Below are 20,666 nucleotides of genomic sequence, written 5' to 3'. Positions count from 1 at the left end.
CCCAATCGCTGGCAAGCCAGCACCACATTTCTGAAGTCAGGCGAGACGCGCCTCAGACCGGCGAATCTCTTCCCTTCCTAGTGTTTTTCAAGCAACACAATGTGGCGAAAGTGCAACGATAAAGGCGGCCTTGTCAACATTCTCAGGTAGGACGGGAACTACGATAAACGGAAACGCCAAGCTCGCGGATTTTCTTGCGCAGTGTATTGCGGTTCAGGCCAAGAAGATCGGCGGCCTTGATCTGGTTGCCGCGCGTCGCAGTCAAGGCGGCGAGAATCAACGGATATTCGAGTTCCCGCAGAACGCGGTCATAAAGACCGGGCGGCGGCAGGCCATCGCCGAAACTGGCGAAATAATCCCGCATATTTTCCTCCACCGCCTGTGAAATGGTGAGAGAACCTGTGCGGACCGCCATCTTGTCGAGCGGGCTGTCCGGGACATCCGACTGCAATTCCTGCTCGATGATCTCGCGGGTGATGACTTCCTGCGGATAAAGCGCCATCAGGCGGCGGATCAGGTTTTCCAGCTCGCGCACGTTGCCTGGCCAGGCATAGGCCTTCATGACCTCCAGCGCCTCGCTCTCGAAACGCTTGCCTTCCAGCCCTTCCTTCTCGCCATGCTGGATGAAATGGCGCACCAGATCGGGAATATCCTCGGCGCGGTCACGCAGCGGCGGCAGCCGCAGCGGCACGACGTTCAGGCGGTAATACAGGTCTTCGCGGAAAAGGCCTTGATTGATCGACTGCTTCAGGTCCTTGTTGGTGGCCGCGACGATGCGGACATCGGTGCGGATCGGCGTGCGACCGCCTACCGTCGTATATTCGCCCTGTTGCAACACGCGCAGCAGCCGCGTTTGGGCGTCCATCGGCATGTCGCCGATTTCGTCGAGGAACAGCGTGCCGCCCTCGGCCTGTTCGAAACGGCCGGTCGAGCGGTTCTGCGCGCCGGTGAAGGCGCCCTTCTCATGGCCGAAGAGTTCGGATTCAATGAGGTCGCGCGGGATGGCCGCCATGTTGATCGCGACGAAGGGTCCGTTGCGACGCTTGCCGTAATCATGCAGCGCGCGCGCCACCAGTTCCTTACCCGTGCCGGATTCGCCGGTGATCATCAGCGTCAGGTCGGTCTGCATCAGGCGCGCAAGAACGCGGTAGATTTCCTGCATCGCCGCCGAGCGGCCAACGAGCGGCATGCCGTCCTGCATGTCGTCATCGAGCTTCGCCGGCTTGCGCTTCGGCTCAGACAAAGCGCGGCCGATGATGGCGATCAGTTCCGTGAGGTCGAAGGGCTTCGGCAGGTAATCGTAAGCGCCTTTTTCCGAGGCCTTGATGGCTGTCATGAAGGTGTTCTGCGCACTCATGACCAAAACGGGCAGATCCGGGCGGGCCTTCTTGATGCGCGGCAGCAGGTCAAAGGCATTTTCATCCGGCATCACGACATCGGTTACGACAAGATCACCCTCACCCGCCGACACCCAGCGCCAGAGCGTTGCAGCATTGGAGGTGATGCGCACGTCATAACCGGCGCGGCTCAGCGCCTGATTCAAAACGGTGCGGATTGCGGCATCATCATCGGCGACGAGGATCGTAGCTGTCATCTGTCATTTCCTGTCGAGTTCGGCAAAGAGCTGTCGTCGAGCGCCACTTCCGGCGAGACGGGCATCAATACGCGGAAGGTCGTGCGGTGGTTCTGGCTGTCGCATTCGACGATGCCACCATGGGCGCCGATCAACTTCGCGACCAGCGCCAGCCCGAGGCCGGAACCATTCGTCTTGGTGGTGATGAAAGGATCGAAGAGGTGCGGCAGAAGGTCGGCCGGGACGCCGGGGCCATTGTCATGTACGCAGAATTCGAGCGGCAGCGAGATGCGTTCGCGGCTGCCGGCAACCGAAAGACGGATGCCGGGGCGATAGGCGGTCGTCAGCACGATTTCGCCATCCGGCTGATTGCCCACGGCTTCCGCCGCATTCTTCACGAGATTGAGAAAGACCTGCACCAGCTGGTCGCGATTGGCATAAACCGGCGGCAGCGACGGGTCGTAGTTCTCGGAAATCTTGATATTGCGGGCAAAGCCGGCCTTGGCGATGGCCTTCACATGATCCAGCACGGAATGGATGTTGACTGGCACGCGATCCACCGGCCGCTCGTCGGAAAACACCTCCATGCGGTCAACCAGCGAGACGATGCGGTCGGTCTCATCGCAGATCAGCCGCGTCAGCGCCCGGTCCTCATCGGCAACCGAGGTCTCCAGCAACTGGGCAGCGCCGCGAATGCCGGAGAGCGGGTTCTTGATCTCATGCGCGAGCATGGAGGCAAGGCCGGTAACGGAGCGTGCCGCAGCGCGATGCGTCAGTTGCCGGTCGATCTTGTCGGCCATCGACCTTTCCTGGAAGACGACGACCACCGATCCCGGTTCGCTGACAACAGGCGCAACGTAAAGATCGACCAGCTTGTCCTGGCCGAGACGCGGCGAACTCAGATCGACGCGATATTCGTTGACCGGCGCGCGGCGCTCGCGCACCTGATCGATCAGCGCAAGCAGCGGGCTGCCGAAGGGAATGAAGGTAGAAACACGGTAGCGCGCGAGATGGGAGGCGCTCGCCCCGAAAAAGGCTTCGGCTTCCCAATTGGCGAAGGCGATGAAACCTTCGGCATCCACCAGGATGACGGGGTTCTGCACCGCGTTCAAAACCGCCATGGCAAGCGGGTTTCCATCTGCCGGGCTATGTTTGTCAGCGCTCATGCGGCCTTCCTTGCGGCGTCTTCGCCCGCATTTGCGCAAAGGGCGGTGCGCAGCAGATCCGCCACCTCTCCCGTGTCACGCGATGTCATGATTTGAGCCTTGTCGGAGGTGGCGAACTCAAGTGCAAAACGGTCGAGATACCAGCCCAGATGTTTGCGGGCGTGCCTAAGACCGGCTTCCCTTCCGTAGAATTCCAGCATCATCTCGTAATGTTCGATGGCGATGGCGGGAATATCGTCGCGGTGCGGGGCTGAATGTCCGGCGAGCACCGCCGGCAGCCATGGCTGCCCCTGCGCGCCGCGACCGACCATGACGGCATCCGCACCCGAACGGCGCAGGATTTCGCGTGCATCATCGGCCGTTTCCACATCGCCATTGGCGATCAACGGCACGGAAATCACCTCACGCACGGCGCGGATGGCATCCCAGTCTGCCCGTCCCTCGTAAAACTGCATACGGGTGCGGCCGTGAATGGTGATGAGCTGAACACCAGCGGCTTCGGCACGGCGGGCGATCTCCGGCGCATTGATGGTGTTCTCGTCCCAGCCAAGCCGCATCTTCAGCGTCACAGGCACGTCGACTGCATTGACAGTTGCCTCGATGAGCGAGAGTGCATGATCGGGATCGCGCATCAAAGCCGAGCCGGAATAGCCACCTGTCACCTTCTTGGCAGGACAACCCATATTGATGTCGATGATGCCAGCGCCGTTATCGGCAGCGATCTTCGCTGCCTCAGCCATGTAATGCGCCTCGCGCCCGGCAAGCTGCACCATATGCGGAAACATGCCGGCGTTTTTCAGGCGCGCCCAGGATTCGCCTCTGTTAGCGACGAGTTCACGGCTTGCCACCATTTCCGTCACGACAAGGCCTGCGCCATAACGCCAGGCAAGTTGCCGAAACGGCAGATCCGTCACGCCCGACATGGGCGCCAGCACGGCACGATTACGGATCGTGACTGAGCCGATGCTGAACGGTTCTGACAACTCCGGAAGATGCAATTGATGATCTTTCATGCAGAAGGTTTATTTGCATTATTTTTAGACAGTGTTTGTGCGGTTGCCAAGCACTTTTAGAGGGTTGCACCTTTTATTTGCTGGGCGATTGCCTGCCTGTTTTGCTGTCGGCAGCAATTTGTGCAGGTTTGAACGCGCAATGGCTGCTGATCCTGCGGCATGCAGGGGCGAATGCGCGTCATATCGGGCTGGCCATCCGGGTTTTGAAACGCTAGAGCAGGACTGTCAACCGCTAAGGGTTGCGCGCAAAGCATAAGACCAATGCAGGAAAGTACTATGAAACTCGGCATCGTCATCGTCGCCGCCGGACGTGGAGAAAGAGCGGGCTCTCCCGAGGAAGGGCCGAAACAATATCGCCCGATCGGAGGCCGGGCCGTGATCGAGCATACATTGTCCACCTTCCTCGATTGGGATCACGCCTCCGCCATCGTGATCGTCAGTCATGCAGACGATGCAGCACTGCTGTCGCCAATCCTCCAGCGGCTTGATTCCGGCGGGCGGATCGTCACCGTCACGGGCGGCTCAACACGCCAGCAATCAGTGCTTGCCGGGCTGGAAGCGCTTGCCTCGGAAGAGTTGACGCATGTGATGATCCATGATGCCGTGCGGCCTTTCGTCCCCGTGGACATGCTGGAACGGATCGTCGCCCTGCACCGGGCCGGCGCCAGCAGCGTCCTGCCCGCCCTCCCCGTCACCGACACGCTGAAGCGCGGTGCGGGTAACGTTGTTGCAGAGACTGTTTCACGCCAGGGACTTTATGCTGCGCAGACGCCACAGAGTTTCACCTTCGGCGATATTCTTGGAGCACATCGCGCCGCTTCCGCATCTGGCAAAACCGATTTCACCGATGATGCATCGATTGCCGAGTGGGCAGGACTGACGGTGACGCTGACAGAAGGTTCGGTCGATAATGTAAAACTCACTCTCAAGCGGGATATCGCCATGGCCGATGAAAAGCTCTCCAACGGATTACCAGACGTGCGCACCGGCAATGGTTACGACGTGCATCAGCTGGAGGCCGGCGATGGCGTGACGCTCTGCGGCATCTTCATCGAGCATGACCAGAGACTGAAAGGCCATTCGGATGCCGATGTGGCGCTGCATGCGCTGACGGACGCCCTGCTCGCCACCTGCGGTGCCGGCGATATCGGCGATCACTTCCCGCCTTCCGATCCACAATGGAAGGGTGCTGCCTCGCGCATCTTCCTGGAGCATGCGGCAAAGGTCGTGCGGGACAATGGCGGCACGATCATGAATGCCGATGTTTCGCTGATCGCCGAAGCACCGCGCATCGGTCCGCACCGCCAGGCCATGCGGGAAGCGCTTTCGGACATGCTCGGCATCGCGCTGGAGCGCTGCTCGGTCAAGGCGACGACCAATGAGACGATCGGTTTCGTCGGCCGCCGGGAAGGCATTGCTGCAATCGCCACAGCTACGGTCGTCTACAGGGGCAGACCGTTATGAGCCTTTTTCCCGCGGACATAGAAGAGTTGGCGCGGCGGATCATTGCCGATTTCACCGCGCATGGTTTCATGGTCTCGACCGCGGAAAGCTGCACCGGCGGCCTGATTGCCGGCGCGCTGACGGAGATTGCCGGCTCCTCTGCTGTCGTGGATCGCGGTTTTGTGACCTATACCAATGAAGCCAAGATGGACATGCTGGGCGTTGGCGCCGAGACGCTGGCGAATTTCGGCGCGGTGTCCCGTCAGACGGCGCTGCAGATGGCGCAGGGCGCCCTCTTCCGTTCACGCGCGAATTTCGCCGTGGCGGTAACCGGCATTGCCGGCCCGGGTGGCGGCTCAGCCGAAAAACCGGTGGGGCTTGTGCATCTGGCCGCCAAGGCGCGCAACGGCAACCTCCTGCATCACGAAATGCGCTACGGAGATATCGGCCGAACCGAAATCCGGCTTGCGACCGTCAGGACGGCGCTTGAGATGCTGATCGCCCTCAATCAGGCGGGTTCGGTGTAAATTTTGTCGGCACGCGTTTCGAAGGCTTCCGCGAACATACGGAAGGCCCGGTCGAACATCGAGCCCATCACCGCGCCGAGCAGGCGGTTCTTGAATTCGTAATCGATGAAGAAATGAATGGCTGAGCCGCCCTCGTCCGAGGCCTCGAAACGCCAGCGATTGTCGAGATATTTGAACGGGCCGTCGATATATTTCACGTCGATGGCGCGTTCTGCCGGGTTCAACAGCACCTGCGTGGTGAAGGTTTCGCGAATGGCCTTGTAACCCACTGTCATATCCGCCACCAGTAGCACCTTGCCATCGCGCTCCTTGCGCGAGCGGACGGCAAGCGCTTCGCAAAGGGGCAGAAACTGCGGATATTTCTCCACATCGGCGACGAGGTCGTACATGCGGTCGGGCGAGTGTTTGACGTGGCGATGCGTTTCGAACTGTGGCATGAGCGGCAGTTAATCCTCGATACGCAGAAGATCAAGAAGGCGGCGAAACTGTTTTCGGCTTTTCAGCTGGAATACCGGCACATCAGGACCATACAACGCGAAATTCCGCTCGAAGATCGGCGTATGGCGCCGCTCGAAATTCCAGATGTAGCGCAGGAATTCGACGTCTATTCTTTCAGGGCACCCCTCCGCCATTTCCGGGCGGGCCTTGCCATAACCCTTGATCGCCCGGCTGACGGCGCCCCACAGGCAGAGCCAGCGCGGCATGCGCACCCACAAAACGATATGGGATCGCGGCAGCCGCATATCGAAAGACGACGGATTGCTGCCGTCCATCAGCCAGCGCTCTTCGGTAATGATGGCGGCTATCCTTTCTCGCTGCTCTTCGCGCGGGCGCGCCCGCCAGCCGGGCAGCCAGAAAACATCCCGATCCATGGAGATGTAGCGAAGCCCGAAATTGTGCGCGAGCTTCTGCGAAAGCGTCGATTTGCCGCCGCCGGAACAGCCCACGACCATGATTCGCTGCGCCCCGGCGATGATCGCAGCAGCATCCTCCACCCTGTGAAGATAATTTGGCATTTCTGACACCTCATCTGACTGCCGGATATTTTCTGCCATCTCCTCGCAGCGATATCGTCACCGCGCATGACAGTTACGGAAAATTGACTATTGTAACCCCGTCGCAGGGATTGCTATTTATTTGCGACTAATATTACACCCATTGGATGTAACGACGCTGGAAGCTCCCGATTTCACCCAGCGTATTCATCCTTGGGTTCAGACCCGACATATAACCGCTTTGAGCCACTGAGTGAGCCGATGGACGATTTTTCCAACATCATCAACCTTCTCGAATCCGCCAAGCAACTCGCATCGATGAACGGCATGCCGGTGCTTGCCTATCTGATCGACGTCGCGAAATGCGAAGCGAGAGAGAACAAGCCGGTTCTGCGCAAGCGCAAACGCGGCGAATCGACCGCCAAGGAAGACTGTTAATTGCCGGCGCGCAGAGCCGACCGATAAAGCCGACTGGCCCATTCTTCAAGACGATGTCATAATCAAGTGATGAACTGGCCGCTTTTTCGAGGCGGCCATTTCTTTGCAAATGGAAACGACAGCGTCATGACAGCCGCATCCGCCGACATCAGAATCTACAGGGAAGAAAGACCGAAGGAACGTCATGGCTTCGTTCAGATCGTTCTTCCTGTCTCCGGGCGTCTGCTGATCGATGTGGCCGGACGGCAGGACGAATTGTCGACCGGACGCGGCGTGTTCATCCATCGCGACGCGCCGCATACGCAGGAAGCGACGGCAAGCAACCACTCGCTGGTGGTCGATATCGATGAAGGCGCCCTTCCCGAGCAAACACTCGAGAAATTCGTCCGCTCGCCGTTCGTCGACATAGCGCAGGATACGCGGCAGTTGATCGCCTATATGCGCGGCGTCATCGGAAGAGAGGGGCGACGCGACGATATCGCCGGCCTGTGGACGCCACTTCTGGTCGACAGCCTTGCCAACGAGAAAGTCGACATCCGCCAACGCTTGCACAGGCTCGTTGCACTGGTCAGGGCTGAGCCGTTCTTCCCCTGGACTATCGAGATGCTCGCCTCCTGCGTGACGATCAGCGACAGTCGCCTGCATGCGCTGTTTCTCGAGGAATTCGGCCTCCCTCCTCACCGTTGGCTGGCCGGGCTGCGCATGGACAAGGTCTGTGCATTGCTCACCAATTCCACCCTGCCTATTGCCGAGATCGCTTTGCGGGCCGGCTTTTCCGACCAGACTGCACTGACGCGGGCCATGCGCAACGCAGTGGGTGAAACGCCCGCAGCCTACCGTCGAACCTACGGGATTCATTAAAACCGCCAGCGCATCAGGTCAGGAGTTTTTGTCAAGACAGCCGCAGAGGGCTGTGGCACATCGCAGGAAAATACGAATGCGGATGTGACATGACATGAACAGAACAGGTCTCGGTGTTTTTTACGGCATGCTGGCGGGTGCGCTCTGGGGCGGTATATTCCTCGCGCCGAAACTCGTGCCGGATTTTTCCGCGCTGCAACTCTCGACGGCGCGTTACCTCACCTACGGGCTGATTTCCCTCATCATCATCGGGCCGCGACTGAAAAGGGTATCGGCCCATTTCGGTACGCGGGAATGGATCGCGCTCGGCTGGCTGAGCATGATTGGCAACATCGCCTATTATGTCTTCATATCGACGGCAGTGAAGCTGAGCGGTGTCGCCTTCACGTCGATCATTATCGGCTTCCTGCCGGTCGCCGTCACCATCATCGGCAGCCGTGATCACGGCGCGGTGTCGCTGAAGCGGCTATGGCCATCGCTCGTTTTCGGCGCAATCGGCATTGTCGGCATTTCCTGGCAGTCGCTGACGGAAAACGACGCTGGGCTGGACATGTCACGTATCATCGGCCTTGCCTGTGCGCTGGGTGCGCTGGCGTCGTGGACGGCTTTCGCTGTTGGCAATGCCCGCTGGCTCTCCCGCCTCCATGACGTCAGCGCCGACGACTGGAACATGATGACGGGTGTGGTGACCGGCGCTCTTGCGCTCGTGCTCGCTGTTCCCGCCTTTGGCTTTGGCGGCGAAAGCCATAATTCGGGCGACTGGCTGCATTTTGTGGCTGTTGCAGCCGGGCTGGGTTTCACCGCCTCCATTCTCGGCAATGCCCTATGGAACCGCATGAGCCGCCTTCTGCCGCTCACCATGGTCGGGCAGATGATCCTGTTCGAAACGCTGTTTGCGCTGCTTTACGGTTTTCTCTGGGAAGGGCGTGGCCCGACACTGATTGAGGTCGTGGCAATATGTTCGGTGGTGCTGAGTGTCGTGCTTTGCATGCGGGCGCATCGGCCGGAGAAGGTTGTGGTGTGATCGGTTGAAGGCCGGGAACAGGCGGCAGAGCCATTTCACAAGCCTCGCCTCCTACTCACGTCATCCTCGGGCCCGTCCCGAGGATCCAATCACGTATCGTACAATCGATAGGTTGCAGATGCTCGGGACAAGCCCGAGCATGACGGTGGAGAGAGTGTATATCGCCCGATGCAGCAACCTATGTTGCCGAACCTTTGTCCCTTACTCCGCGGCAGCCAGCAGCTTTTTCTCGCGGGCCGCGCGCAGGCGTTCGAAATCGTCGCCGGCATGGTGGGAAGAGCGGGTCAGCGGGCTGGAAGAGACCATCAGGAAGCCCTTGGTATAAGCCACCGTCTCGTAGGACTTGAATTCCTCCGGCGTAACATATGCCTCGACCTTGTGGTGCTTGCGGGTCGGCTGCAGATATTGACCGATGGTCAGGAAATCCACGTCGGCGCTGCGCAGGTCGTCCATCAGCTGCAGCACTTCGTTACGCTCTTCACCGAGGCCGACCATGATGCCGGACTTGGTGAACATGGTGGGGTCCAGTTCCTTGACCCGCTGCAACAGGCGCACGGAGTGGAAATAACGCGCGCCGGGGCGAACAGTAAGGTAATTGCCCGGAACGGTTTCCATATTGTGGTTGAAGACGTCAGGCTTGGCGGCGACGACACGCTCCAGCGCACCGGGCTTCTTCAGGAAGTCGGGCGTGAGGATTTCGATGGTCGTCGTCGGAGAGGCGGCGCGGATCGCCCAGATGACCTTCTCGAAATGTTCAGCACCGCCATCGGCGAGATCGTCACGGTCAACAGAAGTGATGACGACGTGGGACAGGCCCATCTGCTTGACGGCCTTGGCGACATTTTCCGGCTCATTCATATCGAGCGGATTGGGCTTGCCGGTGGCGACGTTGCAGAAGGCGCAGGCACGGGTGCAAATCTCACCCATGATCATGAAGGTTGCGTGTTTCTTGTCCCAGCATTCGCCGATATTCGGACAGCCGGCTTCCTCGCACACTGTTACCAGCTTGTGGCTACGCACCAGCTCGCGCGTCTCGTGATAGCCCTTGGAGGTCGGCGCCTTGACGCGAATCCATTCCGGCTTGCGCATGACCTCGGTATCGGGCTTGTGCGCCTTTTCCGGGTGGCGGATACGCTTTTCGTCGGACGACGTCCTGTCGAGAATAGTGACCATAAAAACCTGCTTCCATCGCCCTTGGCGATCCAGACATCTTTGGTGCGATGCTTTAGAACAATTCCAGAAAAAGCGTAAGCCCCTTCCGGTCACGAAGCCTTGTCAGCGCCGCACGAGCTTTGCCATGAACAGCAACAGGCTTGCGCCAAGGAACGACGTCACGAAATAACCGAGCCTGCTATCCTGCACGAACACATCGAAGGTTCGCAGCACGGCGACAGCGACGACCGAACCGACAATACCAAGCACGATGTTCATGAAAATGCCGAAACGCATGTCCATGAGCTTGCCCGCAAGCCAGCCGGCGAGACCGCCGATGATGATTGCTGCAATCCAGCCTACACTTTCCATTCCCACGCTCCCTGAAACAACAGCCCGCCTTAAGGCTGCATCGAGACATATGGGACACCCGGCAAGGTTAGACAATGCCGGGCATCACGCGGCACTTATGCGTTGAGCACACGCCCATAGGCGTCGAGCACGCTTTCCTTCATCGACTCCGAAATGGTCGGATGCGGGAAGATCGTGTGCATCAAATCTTCTTCTGTCGTCTCCAGATTCATGGCGACGACGAAGCCCTGGATGAGTTCGGTGACTTCCGCGCCCACCATATGCGCGCCGAGCAGCTCGCCGGTCTTCTTGTCGAAGATGGTCTTGACCATGCCCTGATCTTCGCCGAGCGCGACAGCCTTGCCGTTCGCCGCAAAGGAGAAACGGCCGACGCGGACATCGCGGCCCTGTTCCTTTGCCTTGGCTTCGGTGAGACCAACCGAGGCAACCTGCGGGTTGCAATAGGTGCAGCCGGGGATCTTCAGCTTGTCCATCGGGTGGACATTCGGCAGACCGGCGATCTTTTCGACGCAGATGACAGCCTCGTGCTCCGCCTTGTGGGCGAGCAGCGGCGGGCCGGCGACGTCGCCGATGGCGTAGATGCCGGGAACATTGGTCTTGCCGTAACCATCGATGACGATGAAACCGCGATCTGTCTTCACGCCGGCGGCCTCAAGGCCGATGCCTTCGATATTGGCGACGACGCCAACGGCGGAAATCATCCGGTCGGCGGTGATCTTCTCGGAAGAGCCGTCCTTCTTCTCGAGCGTCGCGGTGACAGAGTTCGCGCCCTTCTCGACTTTGGAAACCTTGGTTTCCAGATGAATTTTCATGCCCTGCTTTTCAAGCTGCTTCTTGGCGAAGGTGGAGATTTCCGCATCTTCAACCGGCATGACCTGGCTCATGATTTCAACGACGGTCACGTCGACGCCCATGGTGCGGTAGAAGCTGGCGAACTCGATGCCGATGGCGCCCGAGCCCATGACGAGCAGCGACTTCGGCATTTCTTCCGGCTTCATCGCCTCGAAATAGGTCCAGATCAGCTTGCCATCGGGCTCGATGCCGGGCAGCGCGCGCGGGCGCGCACCTGTGGCGACGATGATGTGCTTGGCAGTGTAAGTGCCCTCGCCCAGCGTGTTCTTCGGAACCGGACCCTGCGGCTGAACCACCGGCTTGGCGGACTTGCCGACGACGATTTCGCCCGGCTTGGTGATCTTGGCTTCACCCCAGATGATATCGACCTTGTTCTTCTTGAACAGGAAACCGACGCCGTTGTTCATGCGAGCGGCAATGCCACGCGAGCGCGCCACGATGGCCTTCACGTCAGGCTTGATCGAGCCCTCCAGCGTCAGGCCGTAATCTTTGGCGTGGGTGGCGGTGTGCATGACATCGGCGGTGCGCAGCAACGCCTTGGTGGGAATGCAGCCCCAGTTGGAGCAGATGCCGGCCAGATGCTCACGCTCCACGACGGCAACCTTCATGCCGAGCTGGGCTGCGCGGATCGCAGCAATGTAACCGCCCGGTCCCGAACCGATGATGATGACGTCATAAGATTGAGCCATTGGAAATCCTGCCTTGTCCTATCGGGTCGCGAACAGCGCCACGACCGGGAATTGTTCCTAAAGTCCGAGCATCATGCGGACGACGGGCTCCAGCCCTCGCCCGATGGCCCGCGTATTTTCAGCATCGAGATGGACGCCATCCACCGGCGTCGTCCGGGCCACGGAACCCGCATCGAAGAAGCCGCAATCGAGCTCGTCGGCGAGATCGCGGTAAACGGACGCGAGCATTGCTGATTCATCGATCGCATCGCGAAAGATCGCGCCCATCACGGGGTTGGCCGTTTCGCAAAGCTGCGGCGGCGCGACGACCAGCACATCAGGCGCCTCCCAATCGGCCACCTGCCAGATGTGGTTGCGCGTGAGTTTCACAAGCCGCTCCACACCCTTCATGGCAACAATCGCCGACCCATGGATCGCCGGCTTCATATCGTTTGTGCCAAGCATGATAATCACGAGATCCAGCGGCGCATGGCTGTGCAACAATGTCGGAAGAATCCGCGCGCCGTTGCGGTCGCAATCGGCGGTCAAATCGTCATAAGCCGTGGTGCGACCGCCTAGACCTTCGTGGATCACATGCACATCAGGACCGAGCGCCTTTTGCAGGACGCTCGGCCAAAGATCGTCATGGCTGTGCCGGCCACCCGTTTCCGCATTTGATCCCCAGGTAAGGGAATCGCCAAAGCAGAGGACCGATTTCACCATCTTACTCTCCGATCAAACCAGCATACCCATCGGGTTTTCGATGTAGCGCTTGAACGCACCGATCAGCTCGGCTCCGAGCGCGCCATCGACGCAGCGGTGGTCGGTGGAAAGCGTGACCGTCATGACATTGGCGATCTTGATCTCGCCGTTCTTCACGACTGCCCGCTGTTCGCCCGCGCCAACCGCCAGAATGGTGGCATGCGGCGGGTTGATGACGGCGGAGAAGCTCTTGACGCCCATCATGCCCATGTTGGACACGGCGGTCGTGCCGCCCTGATACTCCTCGGGCTTCAGCTTGCGCTCCTTGGCGCGCTTGCCGTAGTCCTTCATCTCGTTAGAGATGGTGGAGAGCGACTTCTCTTCCGCCTTGCGGATGATCGGCGTGATCAGGCCACCCGGAATGGAAACGGCAACGCCGACATCCGAGTGCTTGTGCTTGACCATGGCGCTTTCGGTCCAGGAGACGTTGGCATCAGGCACGTCACGCAGCGCAAGGGCCAGCGCCTTGATGACCATGTCGTTGACCGACAGCTTGTAGACCGGCTTGCCGTCCTTTTCAGGAGCAGCGGCGTTGAGCTGAGCGCGCAGTGCCAGAAGCGTGTCGAGTTCGCAATCCACGGAAACGTAGAAATGCGGAACCGTCTGCTTGGATTCGACCAGACGCTTGGCGATGACCTTGCGCATGCCGTCATGCGGCACAAGCTCGTAGGAGCCTTCTTCGAACAGCTTGAGAACGGCTTCGTCCGACTGGCCCTTGGCGAGCGCCGGAGCCGGTGCACTTGGCGATGCTGCGGCGGCAGGAGCAGCCTTCGCACCGCCGGAAGCGGCAGCCTTTTCCACGTCGGTCTTGACGATACGGCCATGCGGACCGGAACCGGAAACGGCCGTGAGGTCGAGACCGGCTTCCTTGGCGAGACGGCGCGCAAGCGGCGAAGCGAAGATGCGCTCGCCGGACTTCGCAACCGGTGCCGGCGTAGAGGACGCGGGCGCCTGATCGGCCGCCGGCTTTTCAGCCTTGGCCGGCGCAGCTTCTTCCTTCGGCGCTTCGGCCTTGGCAGCTTCCTGCTTCGGAGCTTCCGCCTTGGCAGGCGCGGCATCGCCGCCCTTTGCCGCCTCGGCCACATCCTCGCCATCAGCGGCGAGGATGGCGATCAGGGCGTTGACCTTGACCGCTTCGGTGCCGGCCGGAACGACCAGCTTGGCAACGGTGCCCTCGTCGACGGCTTCCACTTCCATGGTCGCCTTGTCGGTCTCGATCTCGGCGATCACGTCACCGGGAGCGACCTTGTCGCCTTCCTTGACCAGCCACTTGGCCAGATTGCCCTCTTCCATCGTCGGAGAAAGGGCAGGCATGGTGATGTTTATCGGCATCGAAACGCCTCCCCTTACTTGTAGCAGACGGTTTTGACGGCCTGAACGACTTCATCGACGTTCGGCAGAGCCAGCTTTTCGAGGTTTGCCGCGTAAGGCATCGGAACATCCTTGCCGGCGATCGTCAGGATCGGCGCATCGAGATAATCGAAAGCGGCGCGCATGACCTGGTTGGCGATGAAGTCACCGACCGATGACTGCGGGAAACCTTCCTCGACCGTGACCAGGCGACCGGTCTTCTTGACCGATTCGATGACGGTGGGCAGGTCCATCGGGCGAATGGTGCGCAGGTCGATCAGTTCGACATCGATGCCGAGCTTTTCGAGTTCCGCAACCGCCTTGATGGCATAGGTCATGCCGATGCCGAAGGAAACGATGGTCGCATCCTTGCCCTTGCGGTGAATACGCGCCTTGCCGATCGGCAGCACGAAATCATCGAGCTTCGGCACTTCGAAGCTCTGACCGTAGAGAATTTCATTCTCAAGGAAGATGACCGGGTTCGGATCGCGGATAGCTGCCTTCAGGAGACCCTTGGCGTCGGCTGCCGTGTAAGGCATGACGACCTTGAGACCCGGAATATGGCTGTACCATGCGGCGTAACATTGCGAGTGCTGCGCGCCAACGCGGGCAGCAGCACCGGACGGACCACGAAATACCATCGGCGCGCCCATCTGGCCGCCCGACATATAAAGCGTCTTCGCAGCCGAGTTGACGATCTGGTCGATCGCCTGCATGGCGAAGTTGAAGGTCATGAATTCGACGATGGGGCGCAGCCCTGTCATCGCAGCGCCGACACCGATACCGGCAAAACCGTGCTCGGTGATCGGGGTGTCGATGACGCGGCGCTCGCCGAATTCCTGCAACAGGCCTTGGGTAATCTTGTAGGCACCCTGATATTCGGCGACTTCTTCACCCATGACGAAGACTTTTTCGTCGGCGCGCATTTCTTCGGCCATGGCGTCGCGCAGCGCTTCACGCACGGTCGTCATCACCATTTCCGTACCGGCAGGAATATCCGGATCGGCAGCGACTTCGATCTTCGGGGCTGCCGGAACCTTGGCGGCTTCCTTGGCAGCGCTCGGCTCTTCGACCGCTTCGCGGGTCTTGCCGCCGGCGGCATCAGACCCGGAATTTGCAGCTTCAGCCTTCGGTTCTTCCTTCTTGGCAGAGGAAGAGATGTCGTCGGCGCTCTCGCCTTCCTGGATCAGAACAGCGATCGGCGTATTGACCTTGACGCCTTCGGTGCCGGCGTCGATCAGCAGCTTGCCGATAACGCCTTCATCGACGGCTTCCACTTCCATGGTCGCCTTGTCGGTCTCGATTTCCGCGATCACGTCGCCGGAGGTTACCTTGTCGCCTTCCTTTTTAAGCCACTTGGAAAGCGTGCCTTCCTCCATGGTCGGGGAAAGGGCGGGCATAAGAATTTCTACAGGCATGGGTTTCCCTTTCCCGATCAGAGCAGAATGTCGGTGTAGAGCTCGGATACATCCGGCTCGGGGTCGTTCTGGGCGAAGTCGGCGCTGTCGGCAACGATATCACGGACATCCTTGTCGATGGCCTTCAATTCATCTTCGCTTGCCCAGCCCTGCTCCAGAAGCCGTGCCTTGACCTGCTCGATCGGGTCATGTTCGGAGCGCATCTTCTGCACTTCATCCTTGGAACGATATTTCGCCGGGTCGGACATGGAGTGACCACGGTAACGGTAGGTCAGCATTTCCAGAATGATCGGGCCCTTGCCGGAACGGCAATGTTCCAGCGCCTGATCGGCGGCGGCCTTGACGGCACGCACATCCATGCCATCCACCTGAACGCCGGGGATACCGAACGACTGGCCACGCAGCGAATAGTTCGACTGGGCGGTAGCGCGGGCGGTCGAGGTGCCCATGGCGTAACGGTTGTTCTCGACGATATAGATGATCGGCAGTTTCCAGAGGGCCGCCATGTTGAAGCTCTCGTAGACCTGACCCTGGTTGGCCGCACCGTCACCGAAATAGGTCACGGAGACGTTGTCGTTGCCACGATATTTGTTGGCGAATGCGAGACCGGTTCCAAGCGAAACCTGCGCACCAACGATGCCATGGCCGCCGTAAAAATGTTTCTCTTTCGAGAACATATGCATCGAGCCGCCCTTGCCCTTCGACAGGCCGCCGCGACGGCCGGTCAATTCGGCCATGACGCCACGTGCGCTCATGCCCAGAGCCAGCATGTGGCCATGGTCGCGATAAGCGGTGATGACCTGATCGCCTTCCTTCTGCGACATCTGCATGCCGACGACAACGGCTTCCTGGCCGATGTAGAGGTGACAGAAACCACCGATAAAGCCCATGCCGTAGAGCTGGCCGGCCTTTTCCTCGAAGCGGCGGATGAGCAGCATTTCACGGTAGGCGTGAAGTTCGTCTTCCTTGGAGAAGTCGGGGCTGTTCTTGCCGGTGAATTCGGTTGCAGCCTTTGCCGTGGTCTTGCGGCCGGATACGGTCGCTGGTTTTCGCGGCGCCATTCATCCCTCCCTGAGTTGCCATTTGAATGGATAGAGTGGCGCGTACCATATGCAAGAAAATGCCATGCAGCAATGCTTTAAACGCATGGCACATATTCACGCTAAGATGCTGTGAATAAATCACAAATGTTAAATTAACTCGATTTCGGTTAATCAGAAATATGCGTTCATGATGACGATTTCGTCCGTTCGGGACATATTCAGCTGGTAACGCGAAATCTCGTCGATCATATCCCGTTCCAGCGAACCGTCACTCAGCAATTCCACCTGCCGCTCCAGTGCCACACGCGCCTGCGTAAGCTTTTGAAGCTCGGCAGTACGAGTAATACGCTGCCGCTCCAGCCGCTCCGTCGCCTGCAGGCCGAAGTCACCGTGGATGGAATGATATCCGAAGTAGGAAAGAAAAGCGATCGTGATGGCCGGAACGATCAAACGGCCGAATCGTCTCTTTTTATGATGTCTGGTCCACATGCCGGAGAGAAGCCTTAAAACGCATAACGTGAGTCTCAAGACTAAAGCGGATTGTTTAACTATCCGTTGACCTTAAATAGCGAACGGCAAATTGACGCAAAAAAGCCCAACGGAGGGCGGGCTTAAGAGGGAGATGAGACCGTCAAACTCTCCTTCGTCATGTTCGGGCCTGTCCCGAGCATCTGCAACGTATCGAATTGACGAGACATTGGCAGATCCTCGGCACAAGGCCGAGGATGACGTCGAATATGTTGCCAGGCCTGATACCAATCCCGTCACGGGCAGTAACGACCTCCCTCAAAATGAGGGCGAATTAACCGCGCAGGATGGAACGACCGGCGTAAGCAGCCTGCGGGCCCAGCATTTCCTCGATGCGGATCAGCTGGTTGTACTTTGCGAGCCGGTCGGAACGGGCAAGCGAGCCGGTCTTGATCTGACCGCAATTGGTGGCGACCGCGAGATCGGCGATGGTGGAATCTTCGGTTTCGCCCGAACGGTGCGACATAACGGCGGTGTAACCGGCTTTGTGTGCGGTTTCGACCGCATCCAGCGTCTCGGAGAGCGAACCGATCTGGTTGACCTTGACGAGGATGGAGTTTGCAACGCCCATCTTGATACCGTCACGAAGACGCGCAGAGTTGGTGACGAAGAGATCGTCGCCGACGAGCTGGCACTTGTTGCCGATGAGATCGGTCAGCGTCTTCCAGCCTTCCCAATCGTCTTCGGCCATGCCGTCTTCAATGGAAATGATCGGATATTTGGCGACGAGTTCCGCCAGATATTCCGCCATAGCGCCTGGCTCCAGAGTGCGGCCTTCACCTTCGAGAACGTATTTTCCGTCCTTGAAGAATTCGGTCGAGGCACAGTCAAGACCGACGAACATGTCGTCGCCCGGACGGTAACCGGCCTTTTCAATCGACTTCATGATGAAATCGAGCGCGGCCGGTGCACTTTCGAGACCCGGTGCGAAACCGCCCTCGTCGCCGACATTGGTGTTGTGACCCTGGGCAGCCAATTCTTTCTTCAGCGTATGAAACACTTCAGAACCCATGCGCACGGCTTCGCGGATGTTTTCCGCACCAACCGGCAGGATCATGAATTCCTGGAAATCGATGGGGTTATCGGCATGGGCGCCGCCGTTGATGATGTTCATCATCGGAACCGGCAGCAGATGCGCGTTCGGGCCGCCGACATAACGATAAAGCGGCAGGCCGGAGGCTTCAGCGGCAGCCTTGGCAATGGCGAGCGAAACGCCGAGGATGGCGTTGGCGCCTATGCGCGACTTGTTCGGCGTGCCGTCAAGCGCGATCATCATCTGATCGATCTGGATCTGGTTCTCAGCATCGAAGCCGCCGATGGCGTCGAAGATTTCCGTGTTGACGGCTTCAACAGCCTTTTCCACGCCCTTGCCGAGATAACGCTTGCCGCCATCGCGCAGCTCAACCGCCTCATGCGCGCCGGTGGAGGCGCCGGAGGGAACGGCGGCACGGCCCATGGAGCCGTCTTCGAGGTAAACATCGACTTCAACGGTCGGATTGCCGCGGCTGTCGAGGATTTCGCGCGCGATGATATCGGTAATGGCAGTCATGGTCTCTCCCTTGGGAATGGAACAGATATTTTCCGTCGCCTGTCTTAGACGATGACGAAGAAATTACAATGACGACGGGCGGCAGAAACGGAGCGCCCGCCATTAAAATCGATTGGCACAAACCAAACGCACAATCTCAGGCTTTGGTGATGGCGTCGAAGGCGAGGAGCTTTTCAAGCAGTTTCGGCATGTCCTTCAAATGCACCATGTTGGGGCCGTCGGACGGCGCGTTGTCCGGGTCCTCATGGGTTTCGATGAAGAGGCCTGCTACGCCGACAGCAACCGCCGCCCGCGCCAAAGTCTCGACGAATTCGCGTTGGCCGCCCGTGGAGCCGCCCTGCCCGCCCGGCTGCTGGACCGAATGGGTTGCATCAAAGATGACAGGTGCACCGAGCGAAGCCATGATCGGCAGCGAGCGCATGTCGGAAACCAGCGTGTTGTAACCGAAGGACGCGCCGCGCTCGCACAACATCACATTCGGGTTGCCGCTTTCATTCAGCTTGGCCAGCACGTTCTTCATGTCCCAGGGGGCAAGGAACTGACCTTTCTTGACATTGATGACGCGGCCGGTCTTGGCGGCAGCGACGAGAAGATCGGTCTGGCGGCTGAGGAAGGCCGGGATCTGCAGCACATCAACCACTTCGGAAACGATGGCGCATTGCTCTTCCGTGTGGATGTCGGTCAGAACGGGAAAACCGAACTCCTTCTTGAGATCGGCGAAAACCTGCATCGCGCTATCAAGGCCGATGCCGCGCTTGCCGGAAAGCGAGGTGCGGTTCGCCTTGTCGAAGGAGGACTTGTAGACAAGGCCTATACCCAGCTTATCGCAGAGTTCCTTGAGTACACCGGCGATCATGAAGGCATGGTCGCGGCTTTCCATCTGGCAGGGGCCGGCAATCAGCGAAAAACGTTCGCTGTTGCAGAAGGAGACCTTGCTGTCGCCATCGCCGGCGGTGACTTTGAGATTGTTCGTAACGCTCATCATTTTTCCTCGAAGGCGAAGGCAACGCCCTGACCCGGTGCTACGGGCGCCACCAGACGACCGCCCGCTTCCATGCTGGAGACGCCATTAGCAGCAAGCACCGCCGCTGTCACGGCAAGATCGCGAACGGAAAAGACGATGCCCGCGCCGCGCAATCCGCCTGCGCTTTGGCTGGACGCATCTATGGATGCGTCGCCGAAGGCAGGTTTTTCCGTCAATCTTATTGCGGCATTTGCCGTCGCAAACGTTCTGTCGCCGCTGGGGGACAAGGTGGATGAAAAACCAAACACCGCCTCGGCCAGCGCCCCTGCCCTCGCATCCGCGCCTGGGATCAGGATGATTTCTGAAAGCCCTGTGACGCCGTTAGCATGGCGCTCCAACGCTGACCGGTCACCCGGCAGGGCCTTGATCCGTTGGCAACTGAACATAAAAAAATCCGCAGCAGATCCGCTTGCCGCAAACGCCAATCGAAACGAGGCTTCGCTTCTCGATCCGTCGGGCATCTGCACGGGTCGCGAAAATTCGAAAATATCGCCGGCGGATAAGTTTGCGGAGATAAACCGCTGATGATCGTCAAAGGCGTCTTTCGTTCCAGCGACAAGGGCGGAGAAACCTTCTCCGTGGCTTGCCCTGAAGTCGCGATCCCGGCGGGTGAATACATCGCCATTCCCCACGGATTCACGATACTTAGCCGGATCATGAACAGCAAGCGGTTCAAGATAGGTGCCGTCCGCGAAGAAGACGCACGCATTCATCGTGCCGAACGGATGGATCGCCTGAGGCGCAACTGTGAAACCGAGGTTTGCCAGGCGCGCCGTGGCGACATCAATGTGGGCAACGGGCAGGACAAGATGATCGACGGGATAAGGGTTCAACTGAACGGCCTCCGCAGCTGGGAAATCCATCGGGCCAGAAAAGCACGGCGAGGATGAAGAGGCAAATGGTCGGCT

General features: G+C 59.3%; 21 protein-coding genes. 5 read left to right on the top strand and 16 right to left on the bottom strand.

Going from position 1 to position 20,666, the window contains the following annotated elements:
* Positions 1-142 precede the first annotated feature (142 nt).
* From ntrC to dusB, 3 genes are read right to left on the bottom strand one after another with little or no spacing between them, the layout of a single operon-like run.
* Positions 143-1,594, bottom strand: a complete 1,452-nt coding sequence (gene ntrC, locus ACQZ48_RS12150; RefSeq protein ID WP_077982338.1) for a nitrogen regulation protein NR(I) — start codon at positions 1,592-1,594, stop codon at positions 143-145.
* Positions 1,591-2,739: a two-component system sensor histidine kinase NtrB gene (locus ACQZ48_RS12145; protein ID WP_077982339.1), complete on the bottom strand. Its 1,149-nt coding sequence runs from the start codon at positions 2,737-2,739 to the stop codon at positions 1,591-1,593. The genes ntrC and ACQZ48_RS12145 overlap by 4 nt, the downstream gene beginning before the upstream one ends.
* Positions 2,736-3,752, bottom strand: coding sequence for a tRNA dihydrouridine synthase DusB (gene dusB / locus ACQZ48_RS12140; RefSeq protein WP_173989048.1), 1,017 nt, complete (start codon positions 3,750-3,752; stop codon positions 2,736-2,738). Before dusB ends, ACQZ48_RS12145 begins: the two co-directional genes overlap by 4 nt.
* A gap of 276 nt (positions 3,753-4,028) precedes the next feature.
* On the opposite strand from dusB, the gene ACQZ48_RS12135 reads away from it, so the two are divergent.
* Positions 4,029-5,216 carry a bifunctional 2-C-methyl-D-erythritol 4-phosphate cytidylyltransferase/2-C-methyl-D-erythritol 2,4-cyclodiphosphate synthase gene (locus tag ACQZ48_RS12135; protein WP_077982341.1) on the top strand — a complete coding sequence of 396 codons (1,188 nt, stop codon included), beginning with the start codon at positions 4,029-4,031 and terminating at the stop codon, positions 5,214-5,216.
* On the top strand, positions 5,213-5,722 hold the full coding sequence (locus tag ACQZ48_RS12130; RefSeq protein WP_191217605.1) for a CinA family protein: 510 nt from the start codon (positions 5,213-5,215) through the stop codon (positions 5,720-5,722). The genes ACQZ48_RS12135 and ACQZ48_RS12130 overlap by 4 nt, the downstream gene beginning before the upstream one ends.
* On the opposite strand, the gene ACQZ48_RS12125 is transcribed toward ACQZ48_RS12130, so the two are convergent.
* Both ACQZ48_RS12125 and ACQZ48_RS12120 read right to left on the bottom strand, forming a co-directional pair.
* On the bottom strand, positions 5,704-6,159 hold the full coding sequence (locus tag ACQZ48_RS12125) for a type II toxin-antitoxin system RatA family toxin (RefSeq protein ID WP_191217606.1): 456 nt from the start codon (positions 6,157-6,159) through the stop codon (positions 5,704-5,706). The two genes, ACQZ48_RS12130 and ACQZ48_RS12125, sit on opposite strands and share 19 nt — an antisense overlap.
* 9 nt (positions 6,160-6,168) lie before the next feature.
* A complete protein-coding gene (locus ACQZ48_RS12120; RefSeq protein WP_137410264.1) occupies positions 6,169-6,738 on the bottom strand; it encodes a P-loop NTPase family protein in 570 nt (189 codons plus the stop codon).
* Positions 6,739-6,978: 240 nt separating this feature from the next.
* Between ACQZ48_RS12120 and ACQZ48_RS12115 the strand changes: the two genes are divergently transcribed.
* The 3 genes from ACQZ48_RS12115 (at position 6,979) to ACQZ48_RS12105 (ending at position 9,040) form a co-directional block, all read left to right on the top strand.
* A complete protein-coding gene (locus ACQZ48_RS12115) occupies positions 6,979-7,155 on the top strand; it encodes a hypothetical protein (RefSeq protein ID WP_003496171.1) in 177 nt (58 codons plus the stop codon).
* A 126-nt stretch (positions 7,156-7,281) separates the two neighbouring features.
* On the top strand, positions 7,282-8,016 hold the full coding sequence (locus ACQZ48_RS12110) for an AraC family transcriptional regulator (RefSeq protein ID WP_448728842.1): 735 nt from the start codon (positions 7,282-7,284) through the stop codon (positions 8,014-8,016).
* A 94-nt stretch (positions 8,017-8,110) separates the two neighbouring features.
* Entirely contained in the window at positions 8,111-9,040 is a 930-nt protein-coding gene (locus tag ACQZ48_RS12105; RefSeq protein WP_077982344.1) for a DMT family transporter, read from the top strand.
* Between the two features lie 201 nt (positions 9,041-9,241).
* On the opposite strand, the gene lipA is transcribed toward ACQZ48_RS12105, so the two are convergent.
* The 11 genes from lipA to ACQZ48_RS12050 all read right to left on the bottom strand — a co-directional run bounded on the left by lipA (position 9,242) and on the right by ACQZ48_RS12050 (position 20,621).
* The gene (gene lipA, locus ACQZ48_RS12100; protein WP_077982345.1) at positions 9,242-10,213 is read right to left on the bottom strand and encodes a lipoyl synthase; all 972 of its coding nucleotides are present in this window, start codon (positions 10,211-10,213) and stop codon (positions 9,242-9,244) included.
* A 102-nt stretch (positions 10,214-10,315) separates the two neighbouring features.
* The gene (locus ACQZ48_RS12095) at positions 10,316-10,564 is read right to left on the bottom strand and encodes a GlsB/YeaQ/YmgE family stress response membrane protein (RefSeq protein WP_063949028.1); all 249 of its coding nucleotides are present in this window, start codon (positions 10,562-10,564) and stop codon (positions 10,316-10,318) included.
* Between the two features lie 95 nt (positions 10,565-10,659).
* Positions 10,660-12,105: a dihydrolipoyl dehydrogenase gene (gene lpdA / locus ACQZ48_RS12090; RefSeq protein ID WP_077982346.1), complete on the bottom strand. Its 1,446-nt coding sequence runs from the start codon at positions 12,103-12,105 to the stop codon at positions 10,660-10,662.
* Positions 12,106-12,162: 57 nt separating this feature from the next.
* Positions 12,163-12,807, bottom strand: coding sequence for an SGNH/GDSL hydrolase family protein (locus tag ACQZ48_RS12085; RefSeq protein ID WP_077982347.1), 645 nt, complete (start codon positions 12,805-12,807; stop codon positions 12,163-12,165).
* A gap of 12 nt (positions 12,808-12,819) precedes the next feature.
* Positions 12,820-14,178, bottom strand: coding sequence for a pyruvate dehydrogenase complex dihydrolipoamide acetyltransferase (locus tag ACQZ48_RS12080; RefSeq protein WP_077982348.1), 1,359 nt, complete (start codon positions 14,176-14,178; stop codon positions 12,820-12,822).
* Positions 14,179-14,192: 14 nt separating this feature from the next.
* Positions 14,193-15,614 (bottom strand): pyruvate dehydrogenase complex E1 component subunit beta, encoded by a 1,422-nt coding sequence (locus ACQZ48_RS12075; protein WP_077982349.1) that lies wholly within the window; start codon positions 15,612-15,614, stop codon positions 14,193-14,195.
* A 17-nt stretch (positions 15,615-15,631) separates the two neighbouring features.
* On the bottom strand, positions 15,632-16,675 hold the full coding sequence (gene pdhA / locus ACQZ48_RS12070; RefSeq protein WP_077982350.1) for a pyruvate dehydrogenase (acetyl-transferring) E1 component subunit alpha: 1,044 nt from the start codon (positions 16,673-16,675) through the stop codon (positions 15,632-15,634).
* A 153-nt stretch (positions 16,676-16,828) separates the two neighbouring features.
* Positions 16,829-17,146, bottom strand: coding sequence for an FtsB family cell division protein (locus tag ACQZ48_RS12065; protein ID WP_077982351.1), 318 nt, complete (start codon positions 17,144-17,146; stop codon positions 16,829-16,831).
* Positions 17,147-17,459: 313 nt separating this feature from the next.
* Positions 17,460-18,734, bottom strand: a complete 1,275-nt coding sequence (gene eno / locus ACQZ48_RS12060) for a phosphopyruvate hydratase (protein WP_077982352.1) — start codon at positions 18,732-18,734, stop codon at positions 17,460-17,462.
* Positions 18,735-18,870: 136 nt separating this feature from the next.
* Positions 18,871-19,716, bottom strand: a complete 846-nt coding sequence (kdsA, locus tag ACQZ48_RS12055; RefSeq protein ID WP_269823975.1) for a 3-deoxy-8-phosphooctulonate synthase — start codon at positions 19,714-19,716, stop codon at positions 18,871-18,873.
* On the bottom strand, positions 19,716-20,621 hold the full coding sequence (locus ACQZ48_RS12050) for a VOC family protein (protein WP_191217612.1): 906 nt from the start codon (positions 20,619-20,621) through the stop codon (positions 19,716-19,718). The genes kdsA and ACQZ48_RS12050 overlap by 1 nt, the downstream gene beginning before the upstream one ends.
* Positions 20,622-20,666: the final 45 nt, after the last annotated feature.

The organism is Agrobacterium sp. 22-209-1 (assembly GCF_053522485.1).
Note: the sequence above shows the minus strand (reverse complement) of the source record. Positions and strands in the feature narration are given on the sequence as shown.